Genomic DNA, 11849 nt, shown 5'->3' with positions numbered 1-11849 from the left:
ATTGGGCATACAGAAAAGGTTAGGTGGGTAAGCTTCAGCCCCAATGGTAAAATGCTGGCTTCTGCAAGTGATGACAACAAAGTAAAACTGTGGGATACCTCTACTGGCAAAGAAATTAAAACCCTAACTGGGCATACAAATGCGGTTTTGGGGGTAAGCTTCAGCCCCGATGGTAAAGTGCTGGCTTCTGCAAGTTTTGACAAGACGGTGAAACTGTGGGATACCTCCATCGGTCAACAAATTAAAACTCTAACTGAGCATAAAGATGCGGTTTGGGGGGTAAGCTTCAGCCCCGATGGCAAGATGCTGGCTTCTGCAAGTGCTGACAACAAAGTAAAACTGTGGGATACCTCCACCGACCAACAAATAAAAACTCTAATTGGGCATATAAATTGGGTTTGGGGGGTAAGCTTCAGCCCCGATAGCAAAATGCTGGCTTCTGTAAGTGCTGACAAGACGGTGAAACTGTGGGATACCTCCACCGATCAACAAATAAAACTAAAACCTCTAACTGGACATACAGAAATGGTTTACAGTGCCAGCTTCAGCCCCGATAGCAAAATGCTGGCTTCTGCAAGTGCTGACAAGACGGTGAAACTGTGGGATACCTCTACTGGCAAAGAAATTAAAACCCTAACTGGGCATAAAGATGCGGTTAATGGAGTCAGCTTCAGCCCCAATGGCAAGATGCTAGCTTCTGCTAGCCGTGACAACACAGTGAAACTGTGGAGATGGGATTTTGATTATTTACTTAAGGAAGGGTGCAATTTTATGAACGAGTATTTTAAAACTAATCCCGTTAATGATCAAAGCGATAAGCATCTGTGCGATCATGCAACTATTAGTAAAAATAATCATTAAACATTTCCCTATAAGGCTTAATGATTAGTGTATATTTAAAAAAACTGCTATAGATTAATACAGGACACGAAAAATTACAATATACATCCTTATGTTTGTCCCCCCACCTCCCGATCTCCCCATACCCCTATTGATTAACCAGGCGAGATCAATAGCTATGTTTAATATTGATGGATTTACACCCAATGCTTTATTGCAGCAAATGTATGGAACACAGGTTTTAGATGAGGATGTAGATTTGGAATTGAGTGATGAGGAGTTAGAATTAATAGCTAACACTCCACCAGAATGCAAAAAGACTTCTCCAATCGATATCTGCTCCAGGGATTCAGATGTTTTCGTAGGTGACAAGGAAATAATATCTTTTAGTTCTATTCAGCAATTCGTGGAGAAACCCGAAAGACACCAAGAACTAATTCAATACATCCGAAGCCGATTTCAGGCAAATGGTATCCGTATTGATAACGAGCAAGTATACGGAGTAATAGCGGAAAACCTTAGAGCTACAGCTCCCATAGATACAAAACGTGCACATCAAGGCTTTAAAATTAACCTTAAGACTGCTCAGCTTTGCTATCTTGATACTGACTGCCCTTTTTGAGGTCTTTATCGCTTACATTAACCCCATAAAACTTTGTTTTTGGTACATTTAGTAGCTCAAAAACTTTCGGAAATAAACGTAAAAGAAAGGTTTTAACCATCGTCACTTTTGGAGTATTCAGCATTCATTTAATAGTGATTCCCCAATAGCAGCTAGCGTCGAAATAATTCGAGCCGCTGGTATTACTAAAGCTAATACTCCAGAAGCATCTGTCACCGATGGAATTGAGCAGGACTTATACAAAAGGATAATACTGAAGGAAGCAAATCTTCAACCACTCGCAATAACTCATAACCTATCCCCGCAGTCCCGTGAAATAAACCAGGATTAAACACAGAAATTGGCAATTTTATAAACTGATAACCTCCAGCAAGTTGAGCAGCGTTTACTATATAAAAAGCTTTCATGATTGCTTCTTCTCGTAACTCTGGGCGGTTAAGTTTTTGTGCAGCTAATAATAGCATCTCCATCTTGGCAAAATTACCGCACTCAATAGCATCTACATCAATCAAATCATTTGTGCGTGTAGTTCTTAAAACTATTTCTAATTCTTGATAAACATCATCTGTATTTAAAATAGATAAACTAGCTAAACGCGCTAAAAGGATTTCCCCTGCAATATCAAACCTACTGAATTGAATATTTTTCTCTGTTTGTTGTAGAAAAACACTCCACTCATAAGTCATTGCTGCCTTTGCTGCTGCTAAATAGGCTGAATCTGCGGTGATAGCATAGAGCCTGAGTAAAGCATAAGCAATTCCCCCTGCACCATGAAAGAAACCTGTATATTGCCCTTGCTGTAAAATATTCCAAGTCTGGGGTATTCCTGCCACCTTAACTTGATGGTTTAATAAATGCTGACCGCAGTTAATAGCCCGTTCTAAAATCTTTGGCTCTTGAGTGTGGTGATAGAGGGACAATAACCCCAAAATAGCCCCAGATGCCCCATAAATAATATTAAATTGCTGGTCAGTCGCAATCAATTCGGGGGTAATGAAATTAGCAATCCCCGTTGCATCTTCCACAAGTGCAGGTTCCTTAAGAAATTGGCTAATTGTTACCAAACCGTAGATAAGGGAACCTAAACCCATACCACCCCCAATTCCCTGTCTGACAAATCTGCGATGGGACTCAAAATCAAATGTCTGTAAAAACTTGCGGGTAGAAAACAACGCTCCCATCACCAATTCTCGGAACTGGTTTGTTCCCCTCACATAATCTAAAGCTGCCAAAAATAGAGCAATACCACTATTACCATTGTAGAGATTGTCACCCAAAGGTTCAAACTGAAAGCACTTAGCATTGGGAAAGTAGTTAAAACCAATCCACTTGACACTACCATCATTTCCCCAAATTGCCTGTGCTTGAATTTCCTCTGCCAGCCGCATTGCTTCTTGAAGTAACTGTTGTTTTGTCAAAGAAATTAAGCTATGGCTCTGACTTTTTACGGAATCTAGAGTGATTGAATCTCTCTCTAAATTTACTGCCTTTCCTTCGGCATAAAAACAACCTTTAATAATTTCTACTTGTCGCGCCAAATCTGCTTCACTCAAGTTTTCTAGCTGAGTCTGCACAGTTTTGTAACTTGGCTCTTGGAAATATTCTGCAAGAGATTCCCCTGGCTCTAACACTAGTTCATCGCTGCCAGGACAAGCACTAAAATAGGGAATATCTAACTGCTCCATTGCCTGGAGTTCCTTTGATAAAATCCCCCAATAATGGGGTTTTTCGTCAACAACCAGAAATGCTCGACTTAGGTGATCAATTTCTATACTTCTATCAATTCCATTACGCAGCCATTTGGGGGATTGAATATGTTGTAAAATTTTTGCATAAACCTGACTCATCCTAAACATAAATCGGACTTGCACATTTTTCAATGCCGCCAAAGGACTATCTTCAGCTAATAAAATATGTTTGCGGGAGATTAATAAACGATATATCTGTTCAAATCCCCATACGATTTCATCAAGATAGTCTCCACCTTCGAGAGGAATACCATCTAACATGGGTACGTTCGTTAGTGCAGGAGAGGGATGATTCTGACATCTGCTGAGGGCATTATTTTGATAGGCAATGTAGCCATTTTCTAGAAAATTCCAACGAGGCAGAAGTCCGGTACGTACTACAGAATCCCAGAATTGTTTACCTACTATTTTCTCAACTTCCGTTTCTTCGGGAAAGTCTGTCATCAGTTTCGCCTCTGGTTGCATGAGGGTTTCCATATCCACCAGGACAAAATGTTCCCCATTGGCGACTAAGTTCTCATGATGGCAGTCAGTTACTCTTAAGATATGCAGTAAACACAATAGCATTCCCGATCGCTGGTAAAATCGCTGTGCTGCTGCTTTGTCTATACAGGGTAGATGCTCAATATACTCTACCCAACCATAATCAGAGCGATCGCATATTTTCAGAACTTTGAAAGGTAAGGAAATATCCTGCTGATTGCACCAATCTAAGAACTGAGTAAAAGCTACTTCTGCCTTTAAGCCTTTGGGTTTATATACTAGTTTTAGTCCCGATTTAAAGGTAAGGGCAATTACCGTTCTTCCTTGATGATGGGGATCGGAAAGAGAAGGCTGAATGTCAATGACTTTTCCCAGATGAGACTGCAATGGAGAGAATATTTGCTGAATTGCTGGAATATCTGCTTGCAGACGTTGCAGGAAATCTGCGATTGCTTCAACCCAAAAATCAACAGCAGTTGCCATTAAGCGTCCTAAAACAGGATATTGCTGGAAAAACCCTAACATTCCATCCCCTAAGAGTTTCTCCACAAAAGTATTGTATTTATCTTGAGGATTAGTTTGATTTTGTGATTCTATTCCCATCCGATCAGGAAATTTCTGCTCCAAGGCAACAAAATGGGAATATTCTGCTGTCAAAGTTTTGGCACTGAGATTGAGTAGTTTTTCCAACAAGCTACACTCAAAAGTGAGGTAAGAAGACTCAGAGAGTATTTTTAAAGGTAGATGTTCATCAGATAGGGAATTAGTACCCAAACGAATTAATAACTGCTGTCGCGCCACAAAGATTGTCGGTAGCAATAGTTCTTGAAATGCTAAGGTTTGGGGATTAATCGGAGTCAATGATGGGGGATGAAAATTAGAAGCAGTTTCAATCATTGCCCTCAAAGTCTCTGACCAAACTGGTAAAATTTGACTATCCACCACAGGGAGCGATCGCAAAGCCTGCTGTACTTGCTCAACATCTAACCCATCCCAAAGTAGCCGCTTCTGGAATTTTTCCCAGTTTCCGTGAGCACTTACCTTACACCAGCGGTGAAGACGTAATGTTAGCTGTTGTTCACTATCAGTAACTTGTAACTGTTTGCCCAGACGTTCAGATAAACAGCTAGCTTGAGCAGTAATCTGCGTTAAGTCAGATTTTTGAACTTTCATTTTTTAGGAAACATTCCTTGGGAGTGCAATCATGCAAGAAGCAAGTTACATAATTCGTAATTTATAATACCGCTATTAGGTGTAAAAGCTACGTAATTAGAAATTGTTACGGATATGATTCGAGCCGCATTAAGGACAATTCATGTTTCAGCACCCTTTGTTCATAATTATGCAACGCCAAAAAAACAAATAAAATAGCCCAAAACATTATGGTCATCGACATCCAGACGAATTTGATTTTAGGAGCAACGCTGGTTGGATACGAAGCGGCTGAACTGGTGCATGTCTTTTTGTCGCTGATGGAAGCTAAAGCAACGTGGCAGGTACTCGAGCAATCGGTTCATATTCACCCAACTGACGGTGAGGCTTTGCCCAGTCTCGCAAGGCTACTCGTTGGAGATGATATGCCAACCTGTCCCAATATGTAAGAAAATAGCAACCAATAACTACTAACTTGAATATGGGCGATCGCTTCAAGATATCTGCAAGGGGTCGCTTTTCCCATGCTGAACTATCCAACCAAGACAAAGAACTGATCAAATGTGACAAAGATTGTTGTGATCAGCGTTCCAAGGTCTATGCTAAATGTGGGAAGTATGATTTGAAAAGCTGATAACTTTCATTTTCTTACTTCTCTTGCCTTTTTTCCTAATTCATATTAGGCGTAAGTCATGTAATTTTATACAATTCCAAAAATGCGAGCGAAAATACGAAATACAGAGATTTTCTTTGATGTGGAAGGTTCTGCATTAGTAGTGGATGGTGCAAACATCTGCTCTAAACCTGTCGCCTTTCTAATTCACGGGGGACCTGGTGCAGATCATACTTCCTTCAAACCAACCTTCTCGGCTTTAAGCCGAAAACTTCAACTAGTCTATTTTGACCATCGCGGTCAAGGAAGGTCTGCCCGTGGACTTAAAGAAACCTATACTCTAGACAATAATGTTGAAGATATGGAAGCGTTGCGCCAACACCTTGGTCTGGACAAAATCGTTGTGATTGGCGGTTCTTACGGTGGTATGGTGGCTCTGACTTATGCAGTCCGCTATCCTCAGAATGTCTCTCATCTGATTGTGATTGCCACGGCAGCCCATAGTGGCTTTTTAGAACGGGCTAAGGAAATCCTTGCATCAAAGGGAACTGAAGAACAAAAAGCAAGCGCTCAACGGCTTTGGGATGGGAATTTTGAAAATGAGGAACAGTTAAGACAATATTTTCAAGTGTTGGGATCAATGTATTCGCTAAAATATAATCCCACCACCTCAGCTATTGCTTGGCAGCGGAATATTCTCTCAGTTGATGCGATTAACGTTGCTTTTGGCGGTTTCCTCCGCAACTACAATATTCTTGACCAGCTACACAAAATTACTGCACCTACTTTAGTGATTGCAGGTCGGCATGACTGGATTTGCGCCCCAGAATTTTCTGAAGAAATTGCTCAGGCAATTCCTAATGCAGATTTGAGAATTTTTGAGAATAGCAGTCATTTGATCCGCGCAGATGAGCCAGAAGCACTTTTGGATGCGATCGCGGGTTTCTTAGTTTACAAACGTTAGATTAATTCGTAATATTCTAACCCCAGATTTATCACAAAACCTGAGAAAAAAGGAGTCAAAACCTGCTACAATAACTATTAAATAATTAGGTCAAACCTTTAGAGAACTTAGAATCTGAAGCGCGTTTCATTTTTAATAAGAAATGCAGATACTAAGTTTCATAAAATTTATGAAAAGCATTCATAATGACTCTGATGAAAAATAATCCATTTAAGCTGATACCAGCTTCTTACTTAATTTTGATTAAGGATGAGAAAATATTACTTATTAGACGTTTTAACACAGGCTATGAAGATGGAAAGTATAGTGTTGTTGCCGGTCTAGGAGATGGAAATGAAACTTTTGTGCAGGCTGTAGTCAGAGAAGCAAAAGAAGAAGTGGGAATAGATTTAATCAGGTGCTTACTGCAACTCTTTTGGGTATTAGACACAGATCAAAAGCCTAAAGTTAGTATAGTACATATGTATGATGCGTAAATCCTAATTATTTTCTGAAATACAGATTTATGGATTCTTCTCAAATTGAAACAGGTGCGCCTCTTTCTATAGAAATTGCTCAGATTGCTTCACCATCAACAACACTCTCTCCTACCTCAACATTCAGCCCTCGTATTTCTAAAGATGGTATTCGCAGGAGTTTGAGGGCTTCTACTGTCGATGGTGTTTTCGCAGCAGTTTTCTCTATTGGTACTGGCGGAATTTTGCTAGGTAATTTCTTGGTGGGGTTGGATGCCAGTCCAGTGGTATTTGGCATGGTGAGTTCTATCCCCATGTTGGTGAATCTCTTTCAGCCGATGGGTGCTTATTTGTCTGAACGCAGCAATAGCCGCTTTCAGTATTCCCTTCGCACTCATGGGATTGGTCGGCTACTATGGCTGATTTTAGTAATTGGCATTATTAGCTTTAGTTGGGGAGGGCTGAATTCCAACCAATTAGTGATATTGTCGCTTTTGATTCTCGTATGCAGCCATTTTTTAGGAGGACTAGGAGCCGCATCTTGGTTGAGTTGGATAGCAATGTTAGTCCCACGGCAATTACGAGGTAGATATTTCGGGCTACGCAATAGCCTTGCCAACTTAACCGAGTTGGTCGGTTTGCCAATAGCGGGTCTAGCTGTATCACATTGGTACGGGGGACCTATCCAAGGTTATGGGGTGATTTTGCTCTTAGGCATTATCTTTGGAATTGTAAGCTTGGGGTGTCAGTATTTCCAGGTTGATATAAATCCTCAATTAGAAAATACTTATTATGCTAACTCATCTCAAACTAGTGAGATTCAGTCAGACTCGGCACCATATGCTAACTCATCTCAAACCAGTGAGATTCAATCAGACTCGGCATCAAATGAACCTAGTGAGATATCTGAACCAATCTCTCTGCCGCAAATGCCAACTCCTCAAAACCAGATAGATAGCAGCATTTGGAAAAACTCTAATTTTTTGGTGTTTCTGCTTTATTTCGGCTTATGGACGTTTGCTGTTAACCTGAGTGCTCCATTTTTTAATCTCTACTTACTAGATACGCTGAACTTGGATGTGAGTTGGGTAACTTTCTACAACAGCCTGCGAGCAGGGGCACACATGCTCATGCTCATCGTGTGGGGTAGATTAGCAGATAAAATAGGCAATCGTCCGATTCTAATTTTTAATGGAATTCTAATTGCAGTTATACCTTGGCTGTGGCTGAAGATGGGTTCTAGTCCTCTCGACCTCTGGCTGTGGTTGCCACTGTTACACATTTTCATTGGGGCTAATTGGGGAGGAGTTGACTTGTGTAACAACAATCTTCAGATAGAGATTGCACCTGTAAAAAATCAGTCTATATATTTTGCAACAGCAGCAGCTGTCGCTGGAGCAAGTGGTGCTTTAGGAGCAACTATCGGTGGCTTCATTGCTCAATTTGCTGGGTCTTTTGGCATAGCAGAAGTATTTATTGTATCTGGTGTATTACGATTAGCTTCACTTGTGCCACTCATTGTTAAAAAAGATTTGGGTAGTTAGAATGAAATTTCTTGGTTACGGATATGAATAAAGAATGTTGTACTCAACCTGGAGATTTATCCACCTATAGGAAGAACTGCTAACTTACATCTTTACTCTACAGTAAAAAAGATTCATAACATAGTGACCAAGTTAATGTTAGTAAAGCAGATTATAAAAATCTGTTATTACATAAATCTGACTTTATTGATTTTTTCGTAATGCTTAAGGTAGACACATCAAAAATCACCACCCAAGAAGTTGAAGCTTTCGAGCGAGACGGTGTTATCTGCGTCAAAAATGTTTTGGATGACATCTGGGTAGAACGGATGCGAACAGCCGTTGACAAGAATGTATTAATCCCTGGCCCTTTAGAAGTTAAGGGCATTCCCAGATCGGAAGGTCATGTGGAACATACCAGTAGCTTATGGCTCACTGATGCTGATTTCCGTGCTTTGGCTTTTGAATCTCCGCTAGCAACGCTCGCTGCTCAAGTCTTGAAATCAGAAAAACTGAACTTTTTGACTGACGGTTTCTTTGTTAAAAAGCCGAAAACAAACAGCCGTGTTGGGTGGCATAACGACCTACCTTACTGGCCAATACAAGGCTGGCAGTGTTGTAAAATTTGGCTGGCTTTAGATAGTGTCAACCAAAAAAATGGTCGATTAGAGTATATCAAAGCCTCTCATCGATGGGGCAAAGAGTTGCGTGAAGGATCAAACCCCTCTTGGTTTGTAGAGCCAGAACCGCAGGAAATTTTATCTTGGGATATGGAGCCTGGAGATTGCTTGATTCATCATTTTCTGACAATTCATCATTCAGTAACTAACATATCTTCCACACAACGACGTGCAGTAGTAACGAATTGGACTGGTGATGATGTTACTTACTATGAACGCCCGAAAGCATGGCCTTTCCGACCTGTTGAAGAAATTGATTTACCAGAATTAAATTCATTCAAAGCCAAAAAACCTGGTGAGCCGATAGACTGCGATATATTTCCTAGAGTTGAACTGCATCGCTAGTTGGAGAAATCGCTACTACTGTATCAACTTTAAATTAATCGATAAGCAAGTTTGTGGTAAGGACTTTAGTCCTTATTTTTTCAACACTAAAGTGCTTACTACAAACTTTTCATTACTAACTTGACAAAATTTAAAGTCTCTCTCCTAGAAAGAGAGAATTTTTCAGATAGCGTGAAAAGTCAGCTAGGATGTAATCCTATCAAGTTCATTAAGAATGTTGCTATCTATATCAATATCAAATTTTCGAGCGAAATGAGCAGATGATGCGAGTAAATTTGGCAAGTCTTCCATAAGTAATGTTTTGGGATGACAGCCTCCATCTGACCAATCGATATAGCGTCGTCGGTCGTTTTGCAGCTTCAGATGAGATGCATTAGCAAGTACAGTTTGAAAATACGACTCATCTGTATACTTAAGCTTATTGTAGTACAAGGTTAATGCATTTTTATTGCTGTGAAAATCGATAATGTACTTAGCAGCTTTGCTATTAGCACAAAACCATTGACTTCCACTGAAACAAGCAAGTTTTTTGGAAAAAGGAAGGAATGGTTTTGTCAATAACGGATGTTCCAAGCATATTTCTACATTCAGATGTGCCAGATGTCTTTTTGAGTAATGAAAAGAAAACGATTTTGTACAGTATCGTTGATAAGAATTTTTTAGCCACAACATATTCGGGCTTACATCAGATTTATAAGTTTTATATGTGATTTGCTCGTATTGAATATAAGCATCATATTGACTTGAGGCTAGTTCGTCCAATATTTGCTTTGCAGTTTTAATGGGATAGTCTGCGCCACTAAGTAATACAAACCAATCCGGTGGATTTGGAACCTCATACATTAATAGAAGTGCTTGCATTGTGGCTTCTACTAAAGTAAAATCTGCCCACTTTGTTTGAAGATGAGGGTGTACTAATAAAACATTCTTTGATAGAACATCTACAGATAAATTACATTTTGAAAAATCATGATGACACACAATTGGAGGAAAGTTAAACATACTATTTAACTTATTTATTAGTCTATAAATTTGTAGAGGTTTTGTATGAGTTAGTAAAATAAAACCTATCGGATTTCTGGAGGAGTCAGACATTTGCTTAAGTTGTATAGATTGAAAATATTTTAAAATATGTATGTTTATATAAATAAATATTTGTGATTATTTAAATAAGGTTTTAGCTATATTCAAATAGCGATTGGAGAGCGATCGCAGTCTCAACCGACTTTTAATATAGCGATCGCTCTCCTACCCACTACAAGCAGAAAACCTATGGTGATAAATTCACGAGCAATTCTGCAACACTTTTTGATTACTGCCCAACGTTTCATTGATAGCTGTAATTAATAACTCATTTAGAGGGATTCCGGCTGCTTTCGCCATAGAGGAAATCACACTTTTGGGGGCAAAAGAACAATACAACCCGGCTTCTAAAAACCAAGGTTCTCCCTTTGGATCGATGCGGAAGTCAAATAAACTGTAGTGACGACAACCCAAAGCCTGATGGCATTTCTTAGCTACTTGCTGAACCTTTTGGGTGATCGGATCGTTAGGGTCTACAATCCAAGACTTCTTATTATCTTTAGCGGCGAAACGCAAGTTACCATCGTCCGTTTGTTGGAGTTTATCAGCATGGTTGCGGATGGGTTTGGAATGGGGGTCTAACAGATACTCTTCAAGGGGTAAACCCACTAGTTCCCCATCTTTGACAATGATGCCGCATCTGACTTCTCGACCGAGTTCGATGAATTCTTCTACAATAACCTCCGAAGCATATTCAAATGCTTGCTTGAGAGCAGCGTCATATTCAGTAGCCTCTTTGACTAAGGCCATCCCTAAAGAGTTATCGGAACTTACAGGTTTAACGATCGCTGGAGGTGTAATTGTCGGAACGTCTCCTTGGCGAAGCAGTTCTCCACGAGGCACTTTTACCCCTGCTGCTTCAACAATTGCTTTAGCTCTGCCTTTGTGTGCCGCGATCGCCATAATATCTGAAGTATTGCCTACGTAAGGGATCTTCAACAGGTCGAATAGGGCGCGGTAGTGAGTCATTCCAGGAATACAAAACATTTGTGGTAACACGAGGTCAATGTTTTGCGCTGTTATAAACTCTATGGCTTCAAACAGAGTCATCGGTTTGGTGTCAGCAATATCTTCAGGGCTGAGGGAGGGAGGAAATCGCCACTGGCGATCGGGTGTGATGTATGCAATTTGAAAATCATATTGCGATCGATCTGCCGTTGCCGCGAGACAGTCTTGGGCATAAAGGCGTGATAAATCACAGTAAAAATTATTGTATGCAGACCCAACTAAATGAAGGATACGAAGTACTGGCATAATTCATCTTCCTATGTATTGTTAGTATTTATATAGCGGTTCTCGGTTGAGTGGGCTATAAGAACCCCACCCCCAACCCCCTCCCCG

General features: G+C 40.2%; 9 protein-coding genes and 1 pseudogene. 7 read left to right on the top strand and 3 right to left on the bottom strand.

The features are described 5' to 3' along the window. Positions 1-861: pseudogene (locus RMY16_RS27175) on the top strand (WD40 repeat domain-containing protein); the annotation flags it as partial. 157 nt (positions 862-1018) lie between these two features. Further along, complete coding sequence (locus tag RMY16_RS27170) at positions 1019-1462, top strand: hypothetical protein (protein WP_322738974.1); 444 nt, start codon at positions 1019-1021, stop codon at positions 1460-1462. A 212-nt stretch (positions 1463-1674) separates the two neighbouring features. On the opposite strand, the gene RMY16_RS27165 is transcribed toward RMY16_RS27170, so the two are convergent. Then, positions 1675-4866 carry a type 2 lanthipeptide synthetase LanM family protein gene (locus RMY16_RS27165; RefSeq protein ID WP_322738973.1) on the bottom strand — a complete coding sequence of 1064 codons (3192 nt, stop codon included), beginning with the start codon at positions 4864-4866 and terminating at the stop codon, positions 1675-1677. Between the two features lie 209 nt (positions 4867-5075). On the opposite strand from RMY16_RS27165, the gene RMY16_RS27160 reads away from it, so the two are divergent. From RMY16_RS27160 to RMY16_RS27140, 5 genes are all read left to right on the top strand, one after another. Continuing rightward, a complete protein-coding gene (locus tag RMY16_RS27160) occupies positions 5076-5294 on the top strand; it encodes a hypothetical protein (protein WP_322738972.1) in 219 nt (72 codons plus the stop codon). Between the two features lie 267 nt (positions 5295-5561). Beyond that, positions 5562-6422, top strand: coding sequence for an alpha/beta fold hydrolase (locus RMY16_RS27155; protein ID WP_322668394.1), 861 nt, complete (start codon positions 5562-5564; stop codon positions 6420-6422). Between the two features lie 194 nt (positions 6423-6616). Continuing rightward, entirely contained in the window at positions 6617-6898 is a 282-nt protein-coding gene (locus tag RMY16_RS27150; protein WP_322738971.1) for an NUDIX domain-containing protein, read from the top strand. Positions 6899-6927: 29 nt separating this feature from the next. Next, positions 6928-8421, top strand: a complete 1494-nt coding sequence (locus tag RMY16_RS27145; protein ID WP_322738970.1) for an MFS transporter — start codon at positions 6928-6930, stop codon at positions 8419-8421. Between the two features lie 200 nt (positions 8422-8621). After that, a complete protein-coding gene (locus tag RMY16_RS27140) occupies positions 8622-9425 on the top strand; it encodes a phytanoyl-CoA dioxygenase family protein (protein WP_322738969.1) in 804 nt (267 codons plus the stop codon). A gap of 183 nt (positions 9426-9608) precedes the next feature. Here RMY16_RS27140 and RMY16_RS27135 read toward each other — a convergent pair whose 3' ends face one another. After that, positions 9609-10427, bottom strand: coding sequence for a beta-1,6-N-acetylglucosaminyltransferase (locus RMY16_RS27135; RefSeq protein ID WP_322738968.1), 819 nt, complete (start codon positions 10425-10427; stop codon positions 9609-9611). 282 nt (positions 10428-10709) lie between these two features. Continuing rightward, positions 10710-11762, bottom strand: a complete 1053-nt coding sequence (locus RMY16_RS27130) for a D-alanine--D-alanine ligase (RefSeq protein WP_322738967.1) — start codon at positions 11760-11762, stop codon at positions 10710-10712. Positions 11763-11849 lie beyond the last annotated feature (87 nt).

The organism is Nostoc sp. DedQUE12b (assembly GCF_034530835.1).
Classification (GTDB): Bacteria; Cyanobacteriota; Cyanobacteriia; order Cyanobacteriales; family Nostocaceae; genus Nostoc.
The sequence above is the reverse complement of the archived record's forward strand: the minus strand, read 5'-3'. Positions and strand labels throughout refer to the sequence as shown.

Bases quoted from the DNA above. Each gene is read 5' to 3' on its own strand.
- RMY16_RS27170 (WP_322738974.1), top strand. From the start codon at position 1,019: ATGTTTAATATTGATGGATTTACACCCAATGCTTTATTGCAGCAAATG.
- RMY16_RS27165 (WP_322738973.1), bottom strand. From the start codon at position 4,866: ATGAAAGTTCAAAAATCTGACTTAACGCAGATTACTGCTCAAGCTAGC.
- RMY16_RS27160 (WP_322738972.1), top strand. From the start codon at position 5,076: ATGGTCATCGACATCCAGACGAATTTGATTTTAGGAGCAACGCTGGTT.
- RMY16_RS27155 (WP_322668394.1), top strand. From the start codon at position 5,562: ATGCGAGCGAAAATACGAAATACAGAGATTTTCTTTGATGTGGAAGGT.
- RMY16_RS27150 (WP_322738971.1), top strand. From the start codon at position 6,617: ATGAAAAATAATCCATTTAAGCTGATACCAGCTTCTTACTTAATTTTG.
- RMY16_RS27145 (WP_322738970.1), top strand. From the start codon at position 6,928: ATGGATTCTTCTCAAATTGAAACAGGTGCGCCTCTTTCTATAGAAATT.
- RMY16_RS27140 (WP_322738969.1), top strand. From the start codon at position 8,622: ATGCTTAAGGTAGACACATCAAAAATCACCACCCAAGAAGTTGAAGCT.
- RMY16_RS27135 (WP_322738968.1), bottom strand. From the start codon at position 10,427: ATGTTTAACTTTCCTCCAATTGTGTGTCATCATGATTTTTCAAAATGT.
- RMY16_RS27130 (WP_322738967.1), bottom strand. From the start codon at position 11,762: ATGCCAGTACTTCGTATCCTTCATTTAGTTGGGTCTGCATACAATAAT.